General features: G+C 64.3%; 22 protein-coding genes, 1 tRNA gene and 1 pseudogene. 9 read left to right on the top strand and 15 right to left on the bottom strand.

Going from position 1 to position 24,757, the window contains the following annotated elements; translation table 11 throughout:
* Window positions 1–21: 21 nt before the first annotated feature.
* Both ON00_RS06155 and ON00_RS06150 read right to left on the bottom strand, forming a co-directional pair.
* Window positions 22–2,586, bottom strand: coding sequence for a TonB-dependent receptor (locus tag ON00_RS06155; RefSeq protein WP_010404063.1), 2,565 nt, complete (start codon window positions 2,584–2,586; stop codon window positions 22–24).
* Between the two features lie 100 nt (window positions 2,587–2,686).
* A complete protein-coding gene (locus ON00_RS06150) occupies window positions 2,687–4,282 on the bottom strand; it encodes a tetratricopeptide repeat-containing sulfotransferase family protein (RefSeq protein ID WP_010404062.1) in 1,596 nt (531 codons plus the stop codon).
* A gap of 128 nt (window positions 4,283–4,410) precedes the next feature.
* On the opposite strand from ON00_RS06150, the gene ON00_RS06145 reads away from it, so the two are divergent.
* Window positions 4,411–5,688 carry an APC family permease gene (locus ON00_RS06145; protein ID WP_010404061.1) on the top strand — a complete coding sequence of 426 codons (1,278 nt, stop codon included), beginning with the start codon at window positions 4,411–4,413 and terminating at the stop codon, window positions 5,686–5,688.
* A 115-nt stretch (window positions 5,689–5,803) separates the two neighbouring features.
* Here the strand turns inward: ON00_RS06145 and ON00_RS06140 are convergent, their stop codons facing one another.
* Together ON00_RS06140 and ON00_RS06135 are read right to left on the bottom strand one after the other, a co-directional pair.
* Window positions 5,804–7,399 carry a phytoene desaturase family protein gene (locus ON00_RS06140; RefSeq protein WP_010404060.1) on the bottom strand — a complete coding sequence of 532 codons (1,596 nt, stop codon included), beginning with the start codon at window positions 7,397–7,399 and terminating at the stop codon, window positions 5,804–5,806.
* Window positions 7,399–8,649 (bottom strand): aromatic ring-hydroxylating oxygenase subunit alpha, encoded by a 1,251-nt coding sequence (locus ON00_RS06135; protein ID WP_010404058.1) that lies wholly within the window; start codon window positions 8,647–8,649, stop codon window positions 7,399–7,401. The genes ON00_RS06140 and ON00_RS06135 overlap by 1 nt, the downstream gene beginning before the upstream one ends.
* A 67-nt stretch (window positions 8,650–8,716) precedes the next feature.
* Between ON00_RS06135 and ON00_RS06130 the strand changes: the two genes are divergently transcribed.
* Entirely contained in the window at window positions 8,717–9,328 is a 612-nt protein-coding gene (locus ON00_RS06130) for a TetR family transcriptional regulator C-terminal domain-containing protein (protein WP_010404056.1), read from the top strand.
* On the opposite strand, the gene ON00_RS06125 is transcribed toward ON00_RS06130, so the two are convergent.
* The 8 genes from ON00_RS06125 to ON00_RS06090 all read right to left on the bottom strand — a co-directional run bounded on the left by ON00_RS06125 (window position 9,295) and on the right by ON00_RS06090 (window position 18,404).
* Window positions 9,295–10,671, bottom strand: a complete 1,377-nt coding sequence (locus ON00_RS06125) for a M20/M25/M40 family metallo-hydrolase (RefSeq protein WP_010404053.1) — start codon at window positions 10,669–10,671, stop codon at window positions 9,295–9,297. The genes ON00_RS06130 and ON00_RS06125 overlap by 34 nt on opposite strands.
* Before the next feature lie 210 nt (window positions 10,672–10,881).
* Complete coding sequence (locus tag ON00_RS06120; protein ID WP_010404050.1) at window positions 10,882–12,186, bottom strand: dicarboxylate/amino acid:cation symporter; 1,305 nt, start codon at window positions 12,184–12,186, stop codon at window positions 10,882–10,884.
* Window positions 12,187–12,311: 125 nt separating this feature from the next.
* On the bottom strand, window positions 12,312–12,851 hold the full coding sequence (gene nusG / locus ON00_RS06115; protein ID WP_010404049.1) for a transcription termination/antitermination protein NusG: 540 nt from the start codon (window positions 12,849–12,851) through the stop codon (window positions 12,312–12,314).
* Window positions 12,852–12,868: 17 nt separating this feature from the next.
* The gene (gene secE / locus ON00_RS06110) at window positions 12,869–13,066 is read right to left on the bottom strand and encodes a preprotein translocase subunit SecE (RefSeq protein WP_029622476.1); all 198 of its coding nucleotides are present in this window, start codon (window positions 13,064–13,066) and stop codon (window positions 12,869–12,871) included.
* Window positions 13,067–13,260: 194 nt separating this feature from the next.
* Window positions 13,261–13,935, bottom strand: a complete 675-nt coding sequence (locus ON00_RS06105; RefSeq protein ID WP_010404046.1) for a glycoside hydrolase family 25 protein — start codon at window positions 13,933–13,935, stop codon at window positions 13,261–13,263.
* 132 nt (window positions 13,936–14,067) lie between these two features.
* A tRNA-Trp gene (locus tag ON00_RS06100) sits at window positions 14,068–14,144 on the bottom strand.
* A 46-nt stretch (window positions 14,145–14,190) separates the two neighbouring features.
* On the bottom strand, window positions 14,191–16,548 hold the full coding sequence (locus ON00_RS06095) for a putative bifunctional diguanylate cyclase/phosphodiesterase (RefSeq protein WP_010404045.1): 2,358 nt from the start codon (window positions 16,546–16,548) through the stop codon (window positions 14,191–14,193).
* 65 nt (window positions 16,549–16,613) lie between these two features.
* Entirely contained in the window at window positions 16,614–18,404 is a 1,791-nt protein-coding gene (locus ON00_RS06090) for a fatty acyl-AMP ligase (protein WP_010404044.1), read from the bottom strand.
* 121 nt (window positions 18,405–18,525) lie between these two features.
* Here ON00_RS06090 and ON00_RS06085 point away from each other — a divergent pair, with 121 nt between their 5' ends.
* The 5 genes and pseudogenes from ON00_RS06085 to ON00_RS21370 all read left to right on the top strand — a co-directional run.
* Window positions 18,526–19,086: a RecX family transcriptional regulator gene (locus tag ON00_RS06085; RefSeq protein ID WP_083834069.1), complete on the top strand. Its 561-nt coding sequence runs from the start codon at window positions 18,526–18,528 to the stop codon at window positions 19,084–19,086.
* A 93-nt stretch (window positions 19,087–19,179) separates the two neighbouring features.
* Window positions 19,180–19,773: a cold-shock protein gene (locus tag ON00_RS06080; RefSeq protein WP_010404041.1), complete on the top strand. Its 594-nt coding sequence runs from the start codon at window positions 19,180–19,182 to the stop codon at window positions 19,771–19,773.
* Window positions 19,774–19,783: 10 nt separating this feature from the next.
* On the top strand, window positions 19,784–20,281 hold the full coding sequence (locus ON00_RS06075) for a DUF192 domain-containing protein (RefSeq protein ID WP_040601589.1): 498 nt from the start codon (window positions 19,784–19,786) through the stop codon (window positions 20,279–20,281).
* A 41-nt stretch (window positions 20,282–20,322) separates the two neighbouring features.
* Window positions 20,323–20,715, top strand: coding sequence for an NADH:ubiquinone oxidoreductase subunit NDUFA12 (locus tag ON00_RS06070; RefSeq protein WP_010404037.1), 393 nt, complete (start codon window positions 20,323–20,325; stop codon window positions 20,713–20,715).
* 23 nt (window positions 20,716–20,738) lie between these two features.
* Window positions 20,739–21,137: pseudogene (locus ON00_RS21370) on the top strand (DUF2155 domain-containing protein); the annotation flags it as partial.
* 35 nt (window positions 21,138–21,172) lie between these two features.
* Here the strand turns inward: ON00_RS21370 and aat are convergent.
* The 3 genes from aat to ON00_RS06050 form a co-directional block, all read right to left on the bottom strand.
* Window positions 21,173–21,844, bottom strand: coding sequence for a leucyl/phenylalanyl-tRNA--protein transferase (gene aat / locus ON00_RS06060; RefSeq protein WP_211207155.1), 672 nt, complete (start codon window positions 21,842–21,844; stop codon window positions 21,173–21,175).
* Between the two features lie 86 nt (window positions 21,845–21,930).
* Window positions 21,931–22,656, bottom strand: coding sequence for a ParA family protein (locus ON00_RS06055; RefSeq protein WP_010404029.1), 726 nt, complete (start codon window positions 22,654–22,656; stop codon window positions 21,931–21,933).
* A gap of 72 nt (window positions 22,657–22,728) precedes the next feature.
* Window positions 22,729–23,103: a hypothetical protein gene (locus tag ON00_RS06050; RefSeq protein ID WP_010404027.1), complete on the bottom strand. Its 375-nt coding sequence runs from the start codon at window positions 23,101–23,103 to the stop codon at window positions 22,729–22,731.
* A 239-nt stretch (window positions 23,104–23,342) separates the two neighbouring features.
* Between ON00_RS06050 and ON00_RS06045 the strand changes: the two genes are divergently transcribed.
* The gene (locus tag ON00_RS06045) at window positions 23,343–24,332 is read left to right on the top strand and encodes a cysteine synthase A (RefSeq protein ID WP_010404025.1); all 990 of its coding nucleotides are present in this window, start codon (window positions 23,343–23,345) and stop codon (window positions 24,330–24,332) included.
* Between the two features lie 87 nt (window positions 24,333–24,419).
* Entirely contained in the window at window positions 24,420–24,695 is a 276-nt protein-coding gene (locus tag ON00_RS06040) for a hypothetical protein (protein WP_010404023.1), read from the top strand.
* Window positions 24,696–24,757 lie beyond the last annotated feature (62 nt).

Below are 24,757 nucleotides of genomic sequence, written 5' to 3'. Positions count from 1 at the left end.
GATCAGGCGGCGCGGTTCGCGCTAAAAGTCGCCATGCAGTCGCACGCCGATCGTCTGCGGCGTTGTCGGCACGATATAGGGCCGCTGCCCGCAACTGCCGCATTCCTGGAAGCGAGAAAGCTGCCCGCGCGTGTCGAACGCATTCTCGATGAACAGTTCGATGCTGTAGCGCTGGAACTGCACCCCCGCTGCGAAATCGGCGGTGGTGAAGGCCGAAAGCGGCCCGAGCTGTGCGGCCGGGTTGATGACAATACCCCCCGGTGCAAAGGTCGCCGATCGGATATCGGACGCGGCCGAGCCCTGATAGGACACCACAGCCTGGCCGTAGGCTTTGGCCGCGCCGACCGGCACGGTGTAGCGCGCCGATCCGCTTGCCTTGAACTTGGGCGTGATCGGCAGCCGCGTGCCCGCTTTGGCCGACAGCAAATTCCCCGCACCCGTGCAAGTGAAGGTCGGGTCATCAATAAGGCACAGATTCTTGCGCGTCTTGGCGTCGGTATAGGAGCCAGACGCGCTTAGCGCGAGCGCACCGAGCGAGAGGTTGCTGATGATTTCCGCACCGCGAATGCGGGCATTGGGGCCGTTGTGAATTTCGGTGAAGCTGTTCGCGCCGAGGAAGGAGAATTGGAATTTGTCCCAATCCTGTTGGTAGATAGCCCCATTCAGCCGCAATTTGCCGCCGAGCAGCGTGGTCTTGGCCCCGAATTCATAGTTGGTAAGGTAGTCGGCGGCATAAGCGGCGACGTCGGCGCGGCGGTTGATTCCGCCCGGACGGAAGCCGCGTGAGGCGGTGCCATAAAGCAACACGCCATCGACGGGTTTCCAGCTCAGGTTGAAGCGATAGGTCACGCCTTGCCCGGACGCCTGCACCGGAACCACGCCCTCTCCGGCGCGATAAACGCCGAGGTTGGTACAGGGGCTGCCCGCTACCGCCGCCGGGAGCAATGTGGTCGACCCGCCCGCCGCGACCGCGTCGCGCAAGCGGGTGCCGTTGGTGGTGAAGCACCCGGCGACGCCGGTGCGTGAACTGCCCGCCGCATTATACGGCGTGGTATTGTAGCCATTGGCCGGATCGCGGCCGAAGCCGAAAAAGCCGATCAGCGAATTGTCATAGATGAAGGCGCGGCCGCCGACGGTGGCGGTCAGGCGCGGGGTGATGTCGTAGCTCGCCTCGCCGAACATCGCATAATCCTTGTCGACGCGATGCTGTTGCGTCAGCCACAAGGTGCCGGGGTGGCCATTGACCGAGAGGTTGGTGGCCAGGCCGGGTACCTGATAATCCTGATGGATGTCGTTGCTCTGGCGCTGATAGAAGGCCCCCGCGACAACGCGGAACCGCTCGCTCGACGGGCTGGCGACCCGGAATTCCTGGCTCATTTTCTTGAAATGGTCGCTGCCGATCACGCGTTGGCGGGCGTCGATTGGCTTTCCGGCATTGTCCTTGAAGTAAAAATAGCCGGCAATGCCGCCAACCGAGGAATAGAGATTGTCATACGCTTCGGCGTAATCGGTATAGTCGCTCGACGAGAAATCCTTGCGGTCGAGATACGCCCCGGCATAGGTCACGTCCCAATTGCCGATTTTGCCCGCGATCGTCAGCCCCGCCTGGATGAAGCGGTCGCGGCGATATTCGGGGTAGAAATGCTGCACCTGCAGATCGCCGACCTTGGGGTCATAGCCATAGGCCCCGTGGCTGCGCGTATCCTGGTACATCACGGTCGGCGTAACCGTCCAATTGCTGTCGAGATCGACCTTCAGCGCCGCCCGACCACCTGCGATTTCGGTATCGTTATAGTCTTTCTTGACGAAGGCGCTGTTGTTGACGGTGAGGCCGTCCTTCACGCAATTGCCATTGGCATCGAAAGTGGTGCCGCTGCAGAAGCGCCGCGTGCCCGGCACATTGTCGATATAGCCCGCATCGCGCTGGTAGAAACCGACGACGCGCAGCGCCATCGAAGGCGACAGCGGGATGTTGACCATCCCTTCGGCCTTGCCGCCAAAGCCGCCCTTGCTGACCTTATTGCCTTCGATATCGGCGCGGCCGTAGAAATGCGAGAGATCGGGCTGATTGGTGATGATGCGGATCGTGCCGGCTTCGGACGAAGCGCCGTACAGCGTGCCCTGCGGCCCCGACAGGCTCTCGATTCGCGCAATGTCGTAGATATGGACGTCGAGATTGCCGCCGATCGTGGTGACGGGCTGCTCATCCAGATAGACGCCGACCGAGGGGAGCGAGCCGGAATGGTTGCCATCGCCGCCCGAGGCGACGCCACGCATATAGATGACGTTGGTGCCGGGCGTGCCGCCCAGCGCCTGGAACGACACGGACGGCAATTGCTGCGCATATTGCGAGAAGTTCGAAATGTTGAGCTCGTCGAGCTTCTTGGTGGTCAGCGCCTGCACGCTGATCGGCACATTCTGCAATGTTTCCGAGCGCTTGGTGGCGGTGACGATAATATCGCCGCCATCGGTCGGCGCGGTGGCCGGGGCCGGTTCGGGCGGGGCGCTCTGCGCGAACGCCGGGGCTCCGAACGCCGTCGACGACAACAATGCGAGGATTGCGGCACGATACCCGAACGACGACATCAGATTCCCCCTATATTGTTTCAACAGGGTGTTCGCGCCCGCAGCATCCGTCAAGCGGACTGCCACGGCTACGTAACAATCGTACGCAGGCGTTGCGAAATTACAACGTTGTGACAGGCGCGACGGGATAGCGCTCCAGCACGTCGCCCAAAGCGTGCTTCAGCGGATCCAGCCACGGTTCGAACGGTTTCCACGCTTCGGTGCCCTGGCGGAAGATCGGTTGGCGGACCTGTTCCGAACTGGCGGTGCGCACCGCGCGCGCGGTCTGGTGGAAGGCGAGGCACGCAGGCTCGAACGGCAGGCCGCACGCGGCGAGCAAAGCGCGCACGGTCGCCTCGGTATTCTCGACCATATCCTCATACAGCACGCGGTGGACTCGGCCGGGCAGGACGGCGTCGACGTGAGACATGAGCCGCACATAATCGCGGTAGTAACGGCCCATATCGCCTAGCGCGTAACTGAAGCCTTGGCCGCGCGCGAAATGCTGTTTGAAGTTGGAGAAGCAGCAGCCGAGCGGATGCCGCCTAGCATCGATGATCCGCGCCTTCGGCAGGATCAGGTGGATGAAGGGCACATGTGCCCAATTGTTGGGGAGCTTGTCGATGAAGAAGGGGCGGTCGGTGCGGCGCTGGATACGGGTGCGTTGGAGATACTCTTCGCCAGTTTCGCGCAGCCGCTCGGCGGGCCAGGTCGCTAGCCCCTCGGGATAGGCCGCATCGCGCCTGGCGAGTGCGGGGATGTCGGGCAGTTCGCTCGTCCCCTCGACCTGGCTGTGGCTGGAGAGGATCTGTTCAATCAGCGTCGATCCGGCGCGTGGCATGCCGAGGATGAAGATCGGGTCGGGCGCGGCAAAGCCCTGGCCGGCGCGTTCGGCGAGGAAGTCCTGCGTGAACAGCGCAATGCTGCGGTCGACAAAGGCTTCGGTCTCGTCGGCGCTGTAGCTGATGTGCTTGCGGCGCAGCGTGTTGCCCGCCGCATAATGCGCGAAGGCGCGCTCGGCCTGGCGGCGATCCTCGAACGCCTTGCCCAGCGCGAAATCGAGATGGAAGCGGTCCTCGTCGGAAATACCGGGCTGCTCCAGCGCGCCTTGCATCGCGGCGATATCGTCCTCGGCAAAGGTCACCGTCTTCAAATTGGCGAGGCTCCACCACGCTTCGCCCAGCGTCGGCAGCAGCGTGATCGCGCGGCGATAGGCGGCGACGCCATCGGCCTGGCGACCGACGGTCTTGAGCATATGGCCATAGCTCATCCACACGCGCGGTTGCTCCGGCGCATCGGCCAGCACGCGCTCGTACAGCGCGATCGCTTCGTCAAACTGGCCGATGCGCCCGAAGGCGGCGGCCTGAAGGTTGGCGTGGCCGGGATTGTCGGGGTCTTCGGCGGCGACCACGTTGAGTTCCGCGATCGCCTCGGCAGGCCGGTTGAGGCGGTACAGCACCAACGCCAGATTGGCGCGCGCGGCGGTGAAAGCGGGGGACAGTTCGACCGCGCGGCGCAGCAGCGTTTCGGCATCGCGGTAGCGCCCGATCCGCCCGGCGAGTTCGGCCAGCATGCGGATCGCCGCGACATCGAACGGGTCGTCCTTCAAATGCGCCTTGAGCAAGGGCTCGGCCTCGCCCAGGCGATTGTCATGCAGCGCGAGCGCCGCCGCGATCAGGCGCGGGGGATAGCGACCGCTCGCCGCCATCCAGTCCATGTCCGTCGTGCTTGCCGTCTGTGTCATGCGTCGGTGGTAGCGTACGCGCGCCGAAAAGGAACTATGGCGTTGGCGCGCGTGGCGTGCTGCATTCGGCATGGGGGTCGGCCCGATCCCGGGAGACGTGCATGGAATCGGCACCGCGCCCCTTTGGCTTCTGGACCGCGACCGCCTTGGTGATGGGCGGAATGATCGGATCGGGCATCTTCGTGCTGCCCGCACAACTGGCACCCTATGGCTGGACGAGCATCGCCGCGTGGATCGTGGGGGTGGGGGGCGCGTTGCTGATCGCCTGGGTGCTCGCGCGCCTGACGGCGGCGATGCCCGAGGCGACCGGCGTGGTGGCGATCTGCGGCGCGGGGCTGGGGCCGTTGCCGGGGGTGCTGGTCGGCTGGAGCTATTGGGTCAGTGTGTGGTCGGCCAATGCGGTGATCGCGCTGACCGCGATCCGCTATCTCGCGCAATTCGTGCCCGTGCTCGGCGCGACGTCGCTGGCGCAGGCGCTGTCGGCGACGGTGCTGTTGTGGCTGATAACCTTGCTCAATCTGGGCGGCGCGCGATTGGCGGGGGCGTTTCAGGTGACGACGACCTTGCTCAAACTGCTGCCGCTCGCCGCGATCGTGCTGATCCTCGCTGGCGTCGCGCTGAGCGGTGGCGGCGCGTTCCATGCCGAGGCGCACCCGCCCTTCGCTTGGTCGCAACTGACCCCGGCGCTGACCCTGGCGTTCTTCGCGATCGTCGGGTTCGAGGCGGCAAGCGTCGCCGCCGAGCGCGTGCGTGACCCGGCGCGCAATGTCGTGCGCGCGACGCTGTTCGGGCTGGGGCTGACGGGTGTGCTGTACATAGTGGTGTGCAGCGGGATCATCTTCGCACTGCCGACCGCCGAGGTCGCCACTGCGCAGGCCCCCTTCGCTGTGTTCGTCGAACGCTTCTGGGGGCATCAGGCGGGGCTTGCCACCGCCGCCTTTGCCGCGATCGCGGCGATCGGCGCACTCAATGGCTGGACGTTGCTGCAAGGCGAGGTGCCGCTGGGGATGGCGCGCGCCGGGCTGCTGCCGCGCTGGGTCGGGCGCACCAGCGCGCGCGATGTGCCGATCCCGATGCTGTTGCTGGCGACCGGATTGGCGAGCGTGCTGGTGCTGTCCAATGCGACGCGCTCGCTCGGCGGCTTGCTCGATTTCATGCTGCGGCTGACGGCGGCGGCGTCGATCTGGCTGTATGTCGGCGCGTGCCTGACCGCCTTGGCCAAGCGCATCGCGCCGGTTGCGGCGGTGGCCGGGCTGGGGTTCGCGGGTTGGGCGATGTGGGGGGCTGGGCTGGAGGCGGCGGGGGCGAGCGTTGTGCTGATGCTGACGGCGCTGCCGCTCTATTGGTTGCGGTTTGGGGGAGGTGGGGCGGGAGCCTGAGTCTTTTCGTCACCCCGGGCTTGTCCCGGGGTCCACCGGGGTTTGCGTTCTACGGCTTCAGAACGTGCGGCATCGTGGACCCCGGGACAAGCCCGGGGTGACGGGGGGATGCGTTCTACCCGAACAACCGCCCCACCACGCTGCGATCCCGCAAAATCTCGTGCGCCGCATTATGCCCCGGCGCGCCGGTTACGCCGCCGCCGGGATGCGTGCCCGATCCGCACATATACAACCCCTTGATCGGCCCACGATAATCGCCGTGGCCGAGCATCGGGCGCGCGGCCCATAATTGGTCGAGCCCCATCGTGCCGTGGAAGATGTCGCCGCCGATCAACCCGAATTTGCGTTCGAGATCGAGCGGGGAATGGATTTGGCGCGCGATGACCGAGGCTTTGAAATTGGGCGCGTGCTCGGTCACGGTGTCGATGATCAGATCGGCGACCTCCTCGCGGTGCGCGTCCCAATCGACCTTAGGGTCGAATTGCTGGCAGAACAGGCTGGCAATGTGCATCCCCGGCGGGGCGAGGCTGTCGTCGACCGTGGTCGGCAGCTTCATCTCGACGATCGGTTTTTTCGACCAGCCATGCTGCTGCGCGTCGATGAACGCCTGGTCCATATAATCCATGCCCGGCGCGATGATGATTCCGGCGGTGTGGTGCTCGGCCTTGTCCTTGCCGGGGAAGACGGTGAAATCTGGCAATTCCGACAAAGCGACGTTCATGCGGAAGGTGCCGCTGCCGGTCTTGAAGCTTTGGATCCGGCGCTGGAAATCAGCGGGCATGTCGGCGGAGTCGACCATCTGGCGATACAGCAACGCCGGGCCGACATTGGCGGCGACAATGGTGGCGGCGATTTCCTCGCCCGATTCGAGCCGCACGCCCGCGACCTTGCCGCCCTCGGTCAGCAGTTTGGCGACGGGGGCCTCGAGGCTGATCTCGACGCCGGCGTCTTCGCACGCGCGCGCCATCGCCTGGGTGATCGCACCCATGCCGCCGACCGAATGGCCCCATGCCCCATATTTGCCGTTCACTTCGCCAAAGACGTGGTGGAGCAGGACATAGGCGCTGCCCGGCGTCGATACGCCCGCGTAATTGCCGACGACGGCATCGAAGGCGAAGGCGGATTTGACGTGGTCGTCCTCGAACCAGCCGTCGAGGAAATCGCGCGCGGATTTGGTGAAGACATCGAGCAGGTCGCGCTGCGCCTCGATCTCCATCTTGGCGATCGGCCAGCCTTGTGTCGCGCCCGAGAGGAGCGCGCGGAGGCCGCCGCCGACATTGGGCGGGGTCTTTAGCGCCAGATCGCGCAGCACTTGCGCGACCTTTTCCAGCGCGGCGTCATACGCTGGATAGGCGTCGGCGTCCTTCTGGCTGAAGCGCGCGAACTGCGCTTGCGTGCGGGCGGTGCCGCCGCCGAGCGTCAGATAGGTGTCGGGGAAGGGGAAGAAATTGCTGATCGTGCGTTCGATGATGCGAAAGCCGCGATCGTGCAGCTTCATGTCGGCGATCACCTTGGGGCGGAGCAGGCTGACGGTGTAGCTGGCGGTTGAATTGCGGAAGCCGGGGTGGAATTCCTCGGTCACCGCCGCCCCGCCGACGACATGGCGGCGTTCGAGCACGCGCACTTTCAGCCCCGCGCGGGCGAGGTAAAAGGCGCAGACCAGGCCGTTATGGCCACCGCCGATGATGAGCGCGTCGTAGCGTTTCGTCATTATTTCTCCCCTCCCGCTTGCGGGAGGGGGCGGGGGAGGGGACTTGCACCCCCCGCGCCCGCATTCATTCCCTCCCCTAGCCCCTCCCGCAAGCGGGAGGGGAATTTTGACCACCCCGCCGCAGGCGCGCGGTGCAGCCTTGCTTCGGGAATCCGTTCGCGGATCTTCCGCGCGAAGCTGCGCAGGCAGACCTCGCTCTGGCCGATCGGCCCGGCGGTGTAGCTGTGCGAGGCCATGCCCTGCTGGACACGCTCGATCAGCCAGGTGTCCTCGGCATTGACGACGCGGTTGATGCGCCAATTGGCGTAGCGCACCAGCTTCATTTCGCGGCGGTCATCGGGCAAGGCGAACGCCATTTCGCGCAGCACGCATGTCGTCGGTGAGGTCGGCAGCCACTGCATGAAGTCGATCTGGTCGGCGTAGAGATCGAACGCCATGTTGGGCCACAGCTTGAAATAGAGCCAAAGCCGCTGGTTCGCCTCGGGCAGATGCGCGACGGGCGGCAGATGCGTCTGGTAGAACCGTTCCCACACATTGTCGGACGCGCGGTCGACGAGGCGGCCTGACATCTTGTCGACCCAGGGTTCGGCCTCGATCGCATAGCTTTTGCCGAACAGGCGGGTGAGGCCGTCATGCGCCACCGGGATGTGGAGGTTGTCCGAATAATTGTCGCCGACATTCTTCCAATTGACCGCGCGGTCGCGCAGCCGGACCGGGCTGAGCGTCTGCATCTCCTCGAAGCGATAGGGCGCGATCTGCGCGTCATACGGGGCCATCATCTCGGCGACCGAGGGGCCGTCGCCCTCCAGCCGGACGAACACGAAGCCGCGCCAGATTTCCAGATCGACGCGCGCGAGGCCGTTTTCGGCCAAATCGAGCGCGGGGTAATCGCGCCGCATCGGCACGCCGGTCAGCCGCCCGTCGGTTTCATAGGTCCAGGCGTGATAGGGGCAGACGAGCTTCTTGGCGCAGCCGCTTGGCCCCTCGACCAGCCGCATCGCGCGGTGGCGGCAGACATTGGCGAAGGCGCGGATCACGCCATCGTCGCCGCGCACCGCGATGATGCTCTCGCCCAGATAGTCGAGCGTGTGGAACGCGCCGGGTTCGGCCAGATCGTTCTGGTGGCAGACGATTTGCCACGACGGGCGGATCACCCGCGCCATCTCGACCGCATAATATTCGGGGTCGGTGTAGAGCCAGCCGGGCAAGCTCCAGTCGGCGTCGGGATCGTGATCGGCCGAGGGGGGCATGCGTGGCTCCGGTTGCTTGTTGTACAATCGTATAATAGGAATTGGCGGACTGCAATAAGGCCTTCGCATGAGCAAACCCGCTTTCTCCCGCGCCGAACCCGATGCGCGCCGCCAGTCGCTGATCGAGGCGACCGCGCGCGTGCTGGCGCGCGACGGTGCTACGGGCGCATCGGTGCGTGCGATCGCGCTGGAGGCGGGGGTGTCGCCGGGGTTGGTCGGGCATTATTTCGCCGGGATCGATGGCCTTGTCGCCGAAACCTATGCGGCGGTCGGGCAGCAGGTGCATGTCGCGCTGGCCGCAGCAGTCGCGGCGGCGGGCGATGACCCGCGCGACCGGGTAGCGGCCTATGTCACCGCCAGTTTCGCGCCCCCGATCGCCGATCGCGCGCTGTTCGCGACGTGGATCGCGTTCTGGAGCCTGTCGGCCAAGCCGATCATCGCCGCGCGGCATGACGCGCTCTATCAATCGTATCGCGACGATCTCGAAGCGTTGCTGGCCGCTTGCGGCCTGCCCGCCGCCGACCGTCGGCTGGTGGCGATCGCGATCACCGCATTGGTCGACGGTTTATGGCTCGAACTGTGCCTGTCGCCGGGCAATTTCACCCCCGGCGAGGCGCGTGTCCTCGCCGAGCGGCAGTTGGAAAGCTATTTCGACAGATCGGCGAAAAGCAGCCGATAATACCGGATTCCCGGTTCGATCGTCGAAATCGGCGTGCGTTCGTTCAGACCGTGGCTGAAATCCTCGGATGGCTTGATGAAGGTCGGGCTGGCACCATAGCTCGGCACATGGTGATAGCGGAACCACATGCTGTCGCTGGCACCCGATGCCATGGCCGGGAAGACGGGGACGCCCGGATAGACCTTGCCCATTGCGCGATCGATCGCGGCGATGAAATCGGGGCGCATCGGCGAGGCGTCGTTGGGGACCGAGCCTTCGCTGACATCCTCCAGCTTGACGCCAGGATCATCGATCACGCGGCCCAGCTCGGCCATGATGTCGGCGGGCTTATGGCCGGGGAAGATGCGGCAGTTGATATTGGCGGTGGCGCGCTGCGGCAGCGCATTTTCGGCATGGCCGCCGCTGACCAAAGTCGGCACGCAGGTCGTGCCGATCTTGCCCACCGTCGCCGGATTGGCAGTCAGCGTCGCGATCGCGGCCTTGTCGGTCGGGTCGGCGACGAACGCCTTCAGCGCGGCACCGATTTCGGGTTCCTCGAACGGCGCGGCCTTGGCCAGCGCCTCGCGCGTCAGTGGGCTCAGTTCGGGCGCGAAGTGATAGGCCCCGACCTTTTCCAGCGCCTTGGACAGTTCGACGATCGCATTGACCGGGCGCGGCATCGACGAATGGCCGCCGGGATTGGTGACGGTCAGCCGGAAATCGGCATAGGTTTTCTCGGCACCGTTCCAGGTCCAATATTTGGGCTTGCCGCTCGTCTCGTCGAGCACGCCGCCGCCGCCATCGATGTTGAGCACGAGTTCGGCGTTCTTCAGCCGCTCGGCGATCAGCGCCGAGGTCTTCATCGCGGTTTCCTCGTCGCCCGAAAATTCGATGATGATCGTGCGTTTGGGCTTGTAGCCGGTGCGGCGCAGGTCATTCAGCGCGGCGATGGCGATCGTGCCGTCCAGCTTCATGTCGGTCGCGCCGCGCCCGTAGAGATAGCCATTTTCGACCACGGGGGTGAACGGGTCGCGCTGCCAATCGGCGGGCTTTGCCTCGACCACGTCCATATGCCCGGAAATGACCAGCGGCTTGAGCTTCGGGTCGCTGCCGGGCCAGGTGCCGATGAGATAGGCGGTGTCATCGACCGGCACGATCTCGACATCCTTATCGGCAAAGCCGCCCGCGACCAGCGCCGCCTTGTAGAGCGCTGCGACTTGCGGGGTCTGGTTGCCGGGACCTTTGACCGAGCGCAGCGCGATCGCCTGCTTCGCCAGATCGAGTGCTTCGTCCGCCGGTGGAGTGGCCGCGTTCGCGGCATTGGTCAGAAGAGTGCCGGCGAGCAGAAGGGCGAAGATGCGCATGCGGGAAGGTCCTCGGGGGGGCGGGGAAAGCGCGAGCGTAGCGTTTGCGGGAATTGGCGCAAGCGCGGGGCGGTTCGAGCGTGTGTCGAGCGCGTGACCACACCTCCCGTTCGCCCTGAGCCTGTCGAAGGGCTGCTCTCCGCTTGCGCGGGCCCCGCAGTGGGAGGGCAGGGCTTCGACAAGCTCAGCCCGAACGGGAGCGGGTGCGGTCTATTTCAGCCGGAGCGGTGCGTTCCCCCGCAACGTCTCCTCCAATTTGGCCCGGTCGAGCTTGCCCTCCCAGCGCGCGACGACGATCGCCGCGACGGCATTGCCGATGAAGTTGGTCAGGCTGCGGCATTCGCTCATGAAGCGATCGACCCCCAGGATCAGCGCCATGCCCGCGACCGGCACCGACGGAACGATCGATAGCGTGGCGGCGAGCGTGATGAAGCCCGCGCCGGTGACCCCTGCTGCGCCCTTTGAACTCAGCATAGCGACGCCGACCAGCAGCAACTGGTCGCCGATCGGCAGATGCACGTTGCACGCCTGCGCGATGAACAAGGCGGCCAGCGTCATATAGATATTGGTGCCATCGAGATTGAACGAATAGCCGGTCGGCACCACCAGCCCGACCACACCCTTGTCACACCCTGCCGCCTCCAGCTTGGTGATCAGGTTGGGCAAGGCCGCCTCGGACGAGGACGTGCCCAGCACCAGCAGCAATTCCGCCTTGAGATAGGCGAGCAAGCGCAGGATCGAGAAACCGTGCAGGCGCGCCACCGCGCCCAGGATGACCAGCACGAATACGATCGAGGTGAAATAGAAAGTCGCGACCAGCCCGCCGAGATTGATCAGGCTGCTCGCGCCATATTTTCCGACGGTGAAGGCGATCGCGCCGAACGCGCCGACCGGTGCCGCGCGCATCAGGATGCCGACGATGCGGAACACGATCAGCGCGAGCCGCTCGATCAGATCGAGCACTGGCTCGGCCGGTTCGCCGACCAGTGTCAGCGCGATGCCGAACAATACCGCGACGAACAGCGTCTGCAGGATCGACCCTTCGGTCAGCGCCGACACCATAGTGTTGGGGATGATCGACATCAGGAAGCCGACAAAGGTCGTTTCGTGCGCCTGCTTGGCATAATCGGCGACCGACCCGGCATCGAGCGTCGCCGGATTGATGTTCATCCCCGCGCCCGGCTGCACGACATTGGCGACGACCAGCCCGAGGATCAGCGCCAGCGTCGAGAAGAACAGGAAATAGCCGAACGCCTTGAGCGCGACGCGCCCGACCGACTTCAATTCGCGCATCCCGGCAATGCCGCTGACCAGGCTGAGGAAGATCACCGGCGCGATGATCATTTTCACCAGCTTGATGAAGCCGTCGCCCAGCGGCTTCAGCGCTTCGCCCGTGGTCGGCCAGAAATGCCCGATCAGCGCGCCCAGCACGATCGCGGTGAGCACCTGGAAATACAGGTGGCGGTAAAAGGCGGTAGGGCCGTGCGCGGGCGTGGGGGCGGGGTGGATCGACATGGTCCCTCTCGGTCAGCCACCGTGATCGGCGGGCGTGAAGGACGGTCCTAAAGCGTGGCGCATGGCGCGCCAGCATTTTGTATCCCGGACGCGGCAGCGCGTGCGCCGCGTCCGGGTAGAAGGGGTTATTTGCTGCGTTCGACCTGCTCGAATTCCAGCTCGACCGGGGTGGCGCGACCGAAGATCGACACCGACACCTTGACGCGGCTGCGGTCGAAATCGAGCTCTTCGACGATGCCGTTGAAGCTCGCGAACGGGCCGTCGAGCACCTTGACCGAATCGCCGATTTCGAAATCGACCTTGATCTTCTGCTTGGGAGCAGCGGCGGCGGCTTCGTCCTTGGTGCTGAGCATCCGTGCGGCTTCCGATTCCGGAATCGCCTGCGGCTTGCCGTTCGGGCCAAGGAAGCCGGTCACCTTCGGGGTGTTCTTGACGAGGTGATAGACGTCGTCATTCATGTTGAGCTTGGCGAGCACATAGCCCGGCATGAATTTGCGCTCGACCAGGATCTTCTTGCCGCGGCGCGCCTCGGTCACCGTTTCGGTCGGCACTTCGATTTGCTCGACCAGTTGCTCAAGGCCCATGCGGGTCGCTTCGGCCATGATCGAATCGCGGACCTTGCCCTCGAAACCCGAATAAGCGTGGATGATGTACCAGCGTGCCATGTGTCGTTTTACCTAGATTATTTGGCGAGGCTGAGCAGCAGCTTGACGATCGCCTCGAAGCCGGTGTCGACCACGAAGAAGAACAGGCCGAGCAGCGTCGTCATGATGACGACCATCACACCGGTCATGATCGTCTCGCGCCGGGTCGGCCACACGACCTTCTTGGTCTCGGCCTGAACCTGTCGGATGAATTCGAGGGGGGTCGTCTTCGCCACGGGCTGTGCACTCATGTTTTCTTGGCCAAGATCAGGACATGGGCCCGCCGTCCGGGCCTGCCAAGGCCCGATGACGAGAATTCCCGATTTCGGAATAGACACGTATTAGCGCGGGCGGCGGCTGAAATCAACTCGCCTCACAATGGGGCGGCGATGGTCAAGCGATCGGAACCGCCATCGCCGCAGGATTCGCGTTAAATCAAGAGCGAGTCGAGGAGCGCGGGCGGCCCGTTCAGATAATCGAGATCGCAATTGCCGGGGACCCCCGCGAGGTGACCCTGCTCGGAATATTGCCACAGCGTGTAGCCGGTCCACGGTTTCGGCACCGGCGGCGTCGGCGGATGGTTATAATTGGCGAGCCACAGCGGAAACGCAGCAAATTCGGGCGGGTTGCCCAGGAAATCGGCAATGTCCTTGCGGATATACAGAAACGGCTGATGACCCGTCGCCGTCACCAGGATTTTGCCGAATTCGACGATCTGCGCAACCAGTTGCGCGCGCGTTTTGGTGCCCGATTGAATGGCGTGGACATATTCATCTTCCACATCCAGCGTAGGCAGAAGATCACCCTTGCTGGGGTGATAGACGCTCAGAAACAGATCGGCCATTTCCTGCGCGGTGAAATCGGGCATGCAATAATGATAGGCTCCGCGTTTCAGCCCATGTTGTTTCAGCGCCGCCCAATTTTCATCAAATTCGCTGTCTTTCTGATGGACAGCGTGACCCGATGCGCCAAGATACAGTTGGCTGGCCTTTACATAGGCGAAATGGACCGTAACCGGCGCGTCCGGTTTAAGCACCACATCCCACGAAACCTTGCCGTTCCAGTGGGAAACATCAATTCCGAAAGTCCGGATGCCCGATGCCATAAGAACCTCCCCCGAAGTTGTGGGAGGTATAACACGATTCTATTGTAAAACCGAATCGTGATATCAGTCGCTTACCGCGGCGAAATTTCCAGGGATGTTGGGAATTGTCCAAAGCCGCGATGGCATGGATGGTGGCAGGGGAGCTCGGACTCGAACCGAGGGCCTTCGGTTTTGGAGACCGACGCTCTAACCAACTGAGCTACACCCCTATCAGACGGGCCGTTTAGCGAGAGGTTGCGAGGTCCGCAAGACGCCTCATGCAACGGCGCGTTCGCGACCCTCGCGATGGGCCAGCGCGCGCGCTTCGGCCACGGGCAGGGGGCGGCTGAAATAATAGCCTTGCACCTTGGTACAACCGAGATCCTGGACCATGCGGTGCTGGTCGGCGGTTTCGACGCCCTCTGCGGTGGTGGTCATGCCCAGGCTCTGCGCGAGCACCACGACCGCGCGGATAATCGCGATCGGCTCGGCCACGCCCTTGGCGGCCCCGATGACGAAGCTCCGGTCGATCTTGATGGTCGAGAAGCGCGTGCGGCTGAGGTAGCCAAGCGACGAATAGCCTGTCCCGAAATCGTCGAGGCTGAGCCGCACGCCAAGGCCCAGAATCCGCTCCAGCACCTTTACGGCACCGGTGTCGTCGCGCATGAACACGCTTTCGGTGACTTCGAGTTCAAGGCGGTGCGCAGGCAAGCCGCTATTGGCCAAGGCCGAGGCGACGATCGAGACGAAGCCGGGATTGTGCAATTGCTCAGGCGACACGTTGACCGCGACTCGCGTTTCGCCCGGCCAGCCGGCTGCTTCGGCACAGGCGGTGCGCAAGACCCATTCGCCAATCGGCGCGATCAGCCGCGCATCTTCGGCGAGCGGGATGAATTTTGCGGGCGAAATCACGCCCAGTTCGGGGTGGGTCCAGCGCACCAGCGCCTCGAAGCCGGTCAGGTGCCCGGTGTCGGCGTTTACCACCGGCTGGTAGTTGAGATGGAGCTCGTCATTGCTCAGCGCCTTGCGCAACGCCTGTTCGAGCAAGCGGCGCTCTTCGGCCGCGACGTGCAATTGCGGTTCGTAGCTGGTGAACTTGCCGCCACCGGCGTCCTTGGAGCGATAGAGCGCCAGATCGGCGGAGCGGATCAGCATTTCCGCGGTCCGCCCGTCGCGTGGTCCGGTCGCCAGGCCGACACTGGCCCCGGTGTAGAGCGTATGCTGGTCGATTTCATACGGACGCGACAGCGTGTCCACGATCGCCTGGGCAAGATGTTCGAGGCGCAGCGTGTCGCTGGCGTCACGGACGACGACTGCGAATTCGTCGCCGCCCAAACGCCCGATGATTTCATTGTCGGTCATCAAACTTGCGAGCCGTTCCGAAACGCGACTGAGCAGGCGATCCCCAATCGGGTGACCGAGCGTGTCGTTGACGGCTTTGAAGCGATCGAGATCGATCATCATGAAGGCGCAGCGGCTGCCCCACTTATCCGCATCCGCCATGGCGCGCACCAGCGCTTCGTTGATGAGCAGCCGATTGGGGAGGCCGGTCAGCGTGTCGAGCCGCGCCATGCGATTGATCTTGTCGGCCGATGCGCGTTCTTCGGTTACGTCCGATCCCACGCCGCGAAACCCGATAAACGCGCCGCGTTCGTCATGGCGCGGGTTGGCGGCGATCTCGAACCAGCGTTCGGTGTCGCCAACCTGCACCGGCAGCAGCACACCGCGAAACGGCTCGCGCCCCTTCAGGTTTTCGGCAAGCTGACGCAGCCCTGCCGAGACATTTCCGGCTTCCCAGCTTGGCCCGGCGAGCACCTGCAGCAGCGACTTGCCGTTGATCGAGACCGGGTCGAGCCCGACCGAATGCGCAAAGCGCGCGGATGCGCGGACCACGCGGCGACCGGCATCGGTTTCCCACAGCCAGTCCGCGCCATGGTCTTCCGCTTCGCGCAGCAACAGGCTAACGGTCTCGTCGCGCTCCGCCAACGAAATTTCACCGGCGCGGATCAGCACCAGCGCGCGCGCGCGGCTGAAGCAGCAGATCATCAACAGCGCGGTAAACAGCAGCACCGCCGCGGCAAAGACCGGGCCGCCGACAAAGAACAGCATCGCGGCAATCGCCGATCCCAAAATGCCAAGAAAGCTGAGCGTCGCCAGCGGCAGCGCGGCCATCGCGGTGGCGGACGCGGTCATCAGCAGCGAGAGCACGATCCACAGCCCAAGCGCCGTCCCGGCATCGGCCCGCATGCCGAGCGCGAGCGGCGGCACCGACCACACCGCTGCCAGCGCCACGCCTTCCAGCACCGTATCGCGCACGGCGCGCAAACCCGCCGCATTGCCCGCCCGCTGGCGCGCCGCGAGTCGCCGGAAGGTGATCGCCACCGAAACAGCGGCCACGATCGTCGCCCAACTCGCCAGCGCCCATGACGGCGCAATATGGGCGAGAATCAGTGTGACGAGTGCGGCTCCGATAACATTGGCACCAAGCAGGAACAGCGCCAGTTGCCCGCCCGCATGAAGCTGCGCCGCGCGAATCGGCCCCCAATCGGTCGTATCCGCAGGGTCGTACAGGCCGAGCAACGCCCGGCCGTCGATCCGCGGCGTTGCGAACTGGGAGGTGCTGTCGGTGCTCACGACGGCGACACTACCGCATGCAGCGTTAGCGGATCGTTATAGCCTCGCGAATTTTTTGCGCGGGTTTACGCCGCCAGATCGTAGGGCTTGATGTCGCCGTTCAGATACAGGTTGCGCGCCTTGGCCCGGCTGAGCTTGCCCGAGCTGGTGCGCGGCAGCGTGCGCGGCGGGATCAGCTCGATCACGCAGTTCATGCCGGTGACCGACCGCACGCGCTCGCGGATCTCATCGCGCAGGCGCAGGCGTTCGGCATCATCCGAGCTGCGGCACTGGACAAGAACCGCGGGGGTTTCTTCGCCGCCGGGCGTGGTGATCGCAAAGGCCGCGATATCGCCCGCCTTGAATCCGGGCAGTTGCTCGACCGCCCATTCAATGTCCTGCGGCCAGTGGTTGCGGCCGTTGATGATGATCATGTCCTTGGCGCGGCCGACGATGTAGACATAGCCGTCGCTGAGATAGCCCATATCGCCGGTGTCGAGCCATCCATCGACCAGACACGCATTGGTCGACGCTTCGTCGCGGAAATAGCCGACCATCACCGACGGGCCCGAGCACCACACCTTGCCGATCGCGCGCTCGGGGAGCGGGGTGCCGTCCTCCTCGCGGATCGCGACCTTCATGTCCTTGACCGGCTTGCCGCAATTGACGATCGCGCGGTAGCGCTGCGGTCGGTCCTCGCCCGCAGCGACACCCGAGAGCTGGGTTTCCTCGACCAGTTCGACGCGAATGCCTTCGGTGGGCGGCATGATCGACACCGCCAGCGTCGCCTCGGCAAGGCCGTAGCTCGGCAGGAAGGCGCTCGCCTTGAACCCGGCGTCGGCAAAGGCATCGACGAACGCCTGCATCACGTCGGGACGGATCATGTCAGCGCCATTGCCGGCGAGCCGCCAGCGCGACAGGTCGAAACGCTCGGACGCCTTGGTCTGGCTCGACATGCGGCGTGCACAGATGTCGTAGCCGAAGGTCGGCGAATAGCTTATCGAGGTGCCGGGATTGCGGCTGATCATGTCGAGCCATGCCAGCGGACGGCGCGCGAAATCCTCGGTCTTCAGATAATCGGTCGACACCTGGTTGGCGACGGGCGACAGGAAACAGCCGACCAGCCCCATGTCGTGATACCAGGGCAGCCACGACACGCAGCGGTCACTCTCAATCACCTGCATGCCATGGGAATGCGCCGCAAGGTTATTGAGCAAGGCGTGGTGCGTGATCGCCACGCCATGCGGGAAGCGCGTCGAGCCGCTTGAATATTGCAGATAGGCGATGTCGTCGCCGCGTGCCTGCGGCAGGGCCACATCCGGCGCGCTGCGGGTAGCAAAGCTGGACCAGTCCATGCCTGCGACCCCGGCCAATCCCGCCGCATCGCCCGCCATTTGGGACAGTTCCGGGGGATAGATGAGCATCACCGGATCGCAGCTCGTCAATTGCACGCGAAGCTGCTCGATATAGGAATCGCGCCCGCCAAACGATGTTGGCAGCGGCAACGGCACGGGCCACGCCCCTGCATAGATAACGCCGAAGAACAGGGCGGCGAATTCGGGGCTGGTTTCGGCGACGATCGCAATCCGATCGGCGGGCTTGATCCCAGCCGCGACCAGCCGGCGCGCCATCGCCAGCGCATCGTCGCGCAGCTCGGCAAAGCGATAGGGCCGTGTCAGCGCACCGCGCGCGTCATGGAAGTTCAGCCCGCGTTGCCCGCTTGCCGCATAATCGAGCGCGGCACCCAGCGTGTCGAAATCGGCGAACCGGCGCGCCAGAGTGTCCTCGGTCGGTGTCGCGATCGCCTTGGGTGTTGCCACCGCGGCGGTTCGCACGTCTGCATCGCCCAAAAGATCGTCCGAAACATCGATAGTCATGTGTCTCTGTGCCCTTGATCGCAGCGACCCCCGGCCGCTGCGCCTCTAATTCCTTCGGCATGCACCCCTGCTTATGCCAAGCGTTCAAAATCCGGTTCGACTGTGGCACAATGATGGCGTCATGCGCGACCCCATCCGTAACCGGTCAAATCCCAAAGAGATACGCGTTGCGCCAGCTTTGGATGCAGCGGCCCTGGAGCGGCTTGCGCTGCGCTATGTCGAACGCTTCGCGACGACACGGGGGCGATTGGTCGCCTACCTTTCGCGCAAGATCCGGGAACGGGGATGGGCGGGGGAGGAGGGCGATCCCGCCGCACTTGCCCAAAAACTGGCGGACCTCGGTTATATTGACGACCGCGCCTTTGGCGAGGCGCGGGCGGCGGCAATGGGGCGGCGCGGCCTGGGCATGCGCCGCGTGACGGGCGCGCTGCGTGCGGCTGGCCTTGCCGAGGAGGACCGCGCCGCAATCGTGCCGGACGTTGCCACGCGCGCGGTAGAGACCGCGCTGGCCTTCGCCCGCCGTCGTCGAATCGGGCCCTTCGCGCGCGTGGCGGCGGATCGCACGGTGCGCGAAAAGCACATTGCGGCGATGATCCGGGGCGGTCATGATTTCACCCTCGCGCGCCGTATCGCGATGATGGCACCGGATGAAAACCTCGATCGATTATTCGAAAACAGGTAGATTCCCTTTCCTGTCTGTGGAGTTTCGCACAGAACTTGTCTGATTTTTCTCTAGCCTGCGGTCGGTGCTACGCCAGCGAGTGGGGGTATCGGCATGCTGAACGAAACGATTTTGTTGCCCGATAGGTCGAAGTGCGCAGAACAGGCTAAGACAGAACCGACGTCGTCCGGTGCGCTTTCCCGGGTCTATTCGGGGGTTCTCAAATGGTTCGACATCACGCGCGGGTTCGGCTTTCTGGTCGCCGACGATCCGAGCGTTGGCGATATTCTTATTCACTTTTCTGTGTTGCGCCCGCACGGTCGGCGCAGCCTTCCCGAGGGCGCGCGCCTGGAATGTATCGCGACGCTACGGGATCGCGGCTTGCAGGCGATCGAAATTCTTTCGATTGATTTGAGCGAAGCCACCGAACCGCTCGATCGCCTGCGGCTCTCCGCCACGGTCCCGCAGGATCGCGAGGACGGACTTGATAAAGCGGGCCCGTTCGAGCCGGTTACGGTCAAGTGGTTCAATCGACTGAAAGGCTATGGGTTCCTGGTGCGCAACGAGGATTCGGCGGATGTTTTTGTGCATGTCGAAACCTTGCGCCGGTCGGGACTGGTCGAGGTCGAGCCGGGGCAACTCTTGCTTGCGCGGATGATTGCAGGGGATAAAGGCCCGCCTGCAGTGGTCGTGCAACAGGAAGGCTGAATCCCGAATCATGCGCGTTCGATTGGTAACGCTGTTGGCCCTTGTCGCGGCGGGTGTGGCAAGTGGGTGTAACGGCACGACTGCGGCGTCCGATCAGGTCGAGGCATCACCGCAGATGGTCTCGGTGACCATCACCAGCGCAAACGGCCGCCATGCCTTTCTCGTCGAGACGGCCCGTACCAAGGATCAGCAGGAGCGCGGGCTGATGTTCCGCACCGACATCCCGCAAAATGGCGGAATGCTGTTCGCGCCCTATCCGCCTGAGGGTGGACCCCCGCGCGAGGCGAATTTCTGGATGAAGAACACGCCGAGCCCGCTCGACATTATGTTCATCCGTGCAGACGGCACCATCGCGCGGATCGCCGAAAATACCGCGCCGCAATCAGAAACGCAGATCCCCTCGGGCGAACCGGTCAGCGCGGTGCTGGAACTTCGCGGGGGCCGCGCGCTCGACCTTGGCATCGCCGAAGGCGATCATGTTGCCTGGGCGGGGCGGAAGAGCCCGTGATCGCAGTTGAAGGCAGCACGGCGTCGCGCTAAGCGCATTTCATGGGCATCAATCTCAATCCTTTCACCTGGTGGACCGGCGCGAGCTGGGGCACTGCCTTTGGTCTGCGCGGCAAGGCGCGCGTAGGCGAAGACGCGCTTGGCAACGTCTATTATGAGGGCGGGCGCGATACCGCAGGCAACCCGCGCCGCTGGGTGATCTACAACGGCCCCAATGATTCGAGCCGAGTCGCGCCGGAGTGGTTCAGTTGGCTCCACCATCAAGTCGATGACGTGCCCACCCGCGCGCTGCCTGCGCCGCGCGCCTGGCAAAAACCGGCCGAGCCCAATTTGACCGGCACCGTAGCCGCCTATCGCCCAAGCGGCGCGCTGGAAAAGGGCGGTGTGCGTGCCCCCGCGACCGGCGATTACGAAGCGTGGACGCCCGACGCGTGATTCGTCCCGCGCCGGGCGGCGTGATGCTCGTGCTTGCCGTCGTGCTGGCCGGGTGCGGCCCGTCGAAAACGGTTGCGCCGGTGCCCAAGGAAACCCCCGAAACCGCGCTCGACGCCGATACCAGCGCCAGTAACATCGTGACGGTCGATGTCGGGGGTGGCGTCGATCCGGGGTACGGGGCGACGCCGATGGCGGAACGCGTGGCGACCCTGGGACTGCTGAACAAGCGTAACGGCGTGTCGCGCGATATCGTGCTGAAACCCGGCAAAGCGGCGCGGGTCGGCGATGTCGTCGTGCGGCTGCGTGCCTGCGAGCAGACCGCGCCGTGGGAGCAGGAACATTATACCGGCGCGTTCGTCCAGGTTGACGTCGCGGGCAGCGACAAGAACTGGCGGCGTGTTTTTTCCGGCTGGCTGTTCAAGGAGCGGCCTGCGCTCAATGTCGTGCAGCACCCGATTTATGACGTGTGGGTCAAAAGCTGCGCGATGACCTTCCCGGAGGGTGGGCCCAATTCTGTGGCGGGAACCGGTTTGTCCAACACCGGCGAGGTCGTGCGATCCAGCGCGAAGAAATCGCCCACTCCGGCCGCGGACGCGTCCGAGCCCACAGCCCCCGCAATCGCTTCGGACAACGCCACGAGATAATCGCTACGGCTGATCTCGATCGCGCCCAACGAGGCGAGGTGATCGGTCATGAACTGGCAATCCAGCAGCGTGAAGCCGCCAACGCGTAGCCGCGCCACCAGCCAGGCTATCGCCACTTTCGACGCATCGCGCGCGCGACTGACCATGCTTTCGCCAAAAAAGGCACGCCCCAGCGCCAATCCGTAGAGCCCGCCAACCAGCGTCGTCCCGTCCCAGACCTCGACCGAATGCGCATAGCCCATCGCGTGAAGCTGGATGAACACGCGTTCGATCCCAGGGTTGATCCAGGTGTCCGGGCGGTTCGGAACCGATTCGGCGCACAACCGCAGCGTTTGCGCAAAGGCGGTGTCCGCAGTGACGCGATAACGATCCGCGGCGATGGTCTTGCGCAGCGAATGCGAGAGATGAAAGCCATCGAGCGGCAGGATCGCCCGCTCTTGCGGTTCGACCCAATAGACCTCTTCGGCGTCACGGCTGTCGGCCATCGGAAAGACACCGACCGAATAGGCCCTCAGCACCAGTTGCGGGTCGAGCCTTTGGCGAGGGGAGGGTGTGTCGTCCGTGGCGCGGGTCACGCAGCCAGGCGGCGCTCGATCGCCTGCCACAAATGCGCGAATGCCTGTGCCCCCGCAGAGCGCGCGGCAAAGCTGCCGACTGGGGCGCGCCTGGCGGTGACCTGTTCGATCAGGCTCGCCATCGGGACCACGGGCCAATCGGGATGGCGCGCAAGTGCCTCGGCATGGAGCTTGCGGCGACGATCGACCATCGAATGCACCGGCATGATCTGCGCCTTGGTACCAAGGTGCTTGATCACCTCGGCCAGTGCGCGCTCGGACAGCGGCGAGGGGATGACCGGAACGACGATCAGATCGGCCGCGCGCATGACCTGGTCGCTGGTCTCGGTCAGGCCGGGCGGACAGTCGAGCAGGATGCGGTCATAATCCTTGCGCAACCCGACCAGCAGCTTTTGCAGGCGCTTCTTCTTGTCGAGTTCGTGAAACAGCAGATCGAGCCCGCGCAACGAGGCATCGGCCCCGATCAGATCGAGCCGAGGCGTCGCGGTCTTTTCAATCAGTTTGTCGGGTTCGACATCCTTGGCGAAGACCGATTGCGCCTGATCCTTGAGCTTGCCGTTCTCGGCGCGCTGCGACAGCAAAAAGGTGCTGGCCGCTTGCGGATCGAGATCCCACAACAACGTGCGACGCGAGGACAGCGTCGCCGATGCCCAGGAAAGGTTGACGGCGAGCGTGGTTTTGCCCACGCCGCCCTTCAAACTGTAGATCGCAATCGTCGACACTGTTTTAAGCCCCTCGCTCAGGAACGGCCTATCGTGGCGAATGCCGACGATACGTGCAACCGGTGCCGAGGATCAGATATCGCAAAGCTGCTTGGGCTTGCCGGGCTGCGTCAGCGTTACCGCCTTTTCATTGCCCGTCATCTCATAGCCATCCGCTTTGAGCGGATCGCCCGCCTTTTCCGCGGTGAGCTTGGTCGGCGTGCCCTTCTCGGTCGCCTTGACCAGCGCCTGCTTGTCGCCCTGGAAGAAGGTGACGTAGACCAGGCTGTTATCCTTGCAGCGGAACGTCACTTCCTTCTTGATCGCCGGCGGCAGTTCCACCGGGGCCTTGTTGGCCAGCACGGCCGCCATCGGGTCGGGCGCGACGGTCGACACTTCGGTCGGCTTGTTTTCACAAGCCGACAGCATCAGGAAAAGGGCGGCGGCGGGGAGGATGCGCTTGGTCATGGCATTTTTCTTCGCGCACGCAGCACGGGGCGTCAAGAGTGGTGTTTCCCGTAAGGAACATGATTTTTGCGCTGCAATAATTGTGTAACGCAAGCTCCACATTTTCGCCGGTTTTCGGCCGAGATTTTGTGCCGATTGGGGTGAGGAGCCCCGCATCCCGTTCCGCTAAACGACCAGGCTTGTGTGCGCCCAAGCAACGCTCGCTTGCCCCCGCTGCCAACACGCGGCATTTCGGGAGCATGCATACCACCCCAAATACGCTCGCGCTCATCGGCAATACCCCGCTTGTCCTGCTCAAAGGGCCAAGCGAGGCGGCCGGGGGCGAGATTTACGGCAAATGCGAATTTGCCAATCCCGGTGCCTCGGTAAAGGATCGTGCGGCGCTGGGTATCGTCGAGGATGCGGAGGCGCGCGGGCTGATCGAGCCCGGCGGGTGCTTTGTCGAGGGGACTGCGGGCAATACCGGTATCGGGCTGGCGCTGGTCGCCAATGCCAAGGGCTACCGCACCATCATCGTGATGCCCGAGACGCAAAGCCGCGAGAAAATGGACACGCTGCGCGCGCTCGGGGCTGAACTCGTGCTGGTTCCGGCGGCCCCCTATTCGAACCCGGCGCATTTTGTGCACACCTCGCGCCGCATCGCCGAGGAAACAGCGAACGCGGTCTGGGCCAATCAGTTCGACAATATCGCCAACCGCCGCGCGCATATTGTGGGCACGGCCGAAGAGATCTGGGCGCAGATGGACGGGCGAATCGATGGCTTCACCTGTGCGGCGGGCACCGGCGGTACGATCGCGGGCGTGGGGATGGGGCTGAAGGCCAAGGACGAGGCAGTCTGCATCGCGCTCAGCGACCCGCATGGCGCGGCGCTGTATGAATATTATGCGCATGGCGAGTTGAAGGCCGAAGGCTCTTCGGTCGCCGAAGGGATCGGGCAGGGGCGAATCACCGCCAATCTGGAAGGCGCGCCGATCGATACGCAATTCCGCATTTCGGATGCGGAGGGCATGGAATGGGTGACCCGGCTGCTGGCCGAAGAGGGGCTGTGTCTGGGCCTGTCCTCGGGCATCAACGTCGCAGGGGCGGTGCGCCTCGCGCGCCAACTCGGGCCAGGCAGCCGCGTGGCGACGATCCTGTGCGATACCGGTTTTCGCTATCTCTCAACGCTCTACAATCGCGCTTGGTTGGAACAGAAAGGGCTGGCGGTTCCGCCCTGGCTTAAGGGCTGAGAATTGTCGGCATCGACAAGCGCGCGTTAACGCGTTACATTTATGCCACAGCCTATGAAAATTCTCGCTCAAGATCCAACGCAGACGATGCAGCGTGCGAAAGTCGGGATGATCGGCCTCGCGGCGGTCCTGCTGCTGATCGGGCTTGCTGCCGCGATCTTCGCGACGGTCAGCCGCGACCGGCAAGTCTCGGCGATTGGCAGTGCGCGGCCTGACGTTGTCGCCACCATGGTCTCCGGAAATTCGACCGATTCCGCGAAGGAGCCGTTGGCGGAGCTCGGCGTCGCGCCGAGTGCGGTTGCCCCTGCCAGCAACCAGAGCGACACGCTGCCGCCAAAGGCTGCTGCAGCGTCGGTTCGGTGATTACCTCGTTTCCGGGGATTTGTGGGGAAAACGCCCCGCTGCCACCGGTTTTGCCCACCACG

The sequence above is a fragment of the Sphingomonas echinoides ATCC 14820 genome (assembly GCF_000241465.1).
Classification (GTDB): Bacteria; Pseudomonadota; Alphaproteobacteria; order Sphingomonadales; family Sphingomonadaceae; genus Sphingomonas; species Sphingomonas echinoides.
Note: the sequence above shows the minus strand (reverse complement) of the source record. Positions and strands in the feature narration are given on the sequence as shown.

Coding starts and splice junctions, on each gene's coding strand:
- ON00_RS06130 (WP_010404056.1), top strand. CDS start 8,717: ATGAGCAAACCCGCTTTCTCCCGCGCCGAACCCGATGCGCGCCGCCAG.
- ON00_RS06140 (WP_010404060.1), bottom strand. CDS start 7,399: ATGACGAAACGCTACGACGCGCTCATCATCGGCGGTGGCCATAACGGC.
- ON00_RS06070 (WP_010404037.1), top strand. CDS start 20,323: ATGGGCATCAATCTCAATCCTTTCACCTGGTGGACCGGCGCGAGCTGG.
- ON00_RS06120 (WP_010404050.1), bottom strand. CDS start 12,186: ATGTCGATCCACCCCGCCCCCACGCCCGCGCACGGCCCTACCGCCTTT.
- ON00_RS06155 (WP_010404063.1), bottom strand. CDS start 2,586: ATGTCGTCGTTCGGGTATCGTGCCGCAATCCTCGCATTGTTGTCGTCG.
- ON00_RS06145 (WP_010404061.1), top strand. CDS start 4,411: ATGGAATCGGCACCGCGCCCCTTTGGCTTCTGGACCGCGACCGCCTTG.
- ON00_RS06135 (WP_010404058.1), bottom strand. CDS start 8,649: ATGCCCCCCTCGGCCGATCACGATCCCGACGCCGACTGGAGCTTGCCC.
- ON00_RS06050 (WP_010404027.1), bottom strand. CDS start 23,103: ATGACCAAGCGCATCCTCCCCGCCGCCGCCCTTTTCCTGATGCTGTCG.
- ON00_RS06075 (WP_040601589.1), top strand. CDS start 19,784: ATGCGCGTTCGATTGGTAACGCTGTTGGCCCTTGTCGCGGCGGGTGTG.
- ON00_RS06090 (WP_010404044.1), bottom strand. CDS start 18,404: ATGACTATCGATGTTTCGGACGATCTTTTGGGCGATGCAGACGTGCGA.
- ON00_RS06080 (WP_010404041.1), top strand. CDS start 19,180: ATGCTGAACGAAACGATTTTGTTGCCCGATAGGTCGAAGTGCGCAGAA.
- ON00_RS06125 (WP_010404053.1), bottom strand. CDS start 10,671: ATGCGCATCTTCGCCCTTCTGCTCGCCGGCACTCTTCTGACCAATGCC.
- ON00_RS06045 (WP_010404025.1), top strand. CDS start 23,343: ATGCATACCACCCCAAATACGCTCGCGCTCATCGGCAATACCCCGCTT.
- aat (WP_211207155.1), bottom strand. CDS start 21,844: ATGGCCGACAGCCGTGACGCCGAAGAGGTCTATTGGGTCGAACCGCAA.
- ON00_RS06105 (WP_010404046.1), bottom strand. CDS start 13,935: ATGGCATCGGGCATCCGGACTTTCGGAATTGATGTTTCCCACTGGAAC.
- ON00_RS06150 (WP_010404062.1), bottom strand. CDS start 4,282: ATGGACTGGATGGCGGCGAGCGGTCGCTATCCCCCGCGCCTGATCGCG.
- ON00_RS06085 (WP_083834069.1), top strand. CDS start 18,526: ATGCGCGACCCCATCCGTAACCGGTCAAATCCCAAAGAGATACGCGTT.
- nusG (WP_010404049.1), bottom strand. CDS start 12,851: ATGGCACGCTGGTACATCATCCACGCTTATTCGGGTTTCGAGGGCAAG.
- ON00_RS06040 (WP_010404023.1), top strand. CDS start 24,420: ATGCAGCGTGCGAAAGTCGGGATGATCGGCCTCGCGGCGGTCCTGCTG.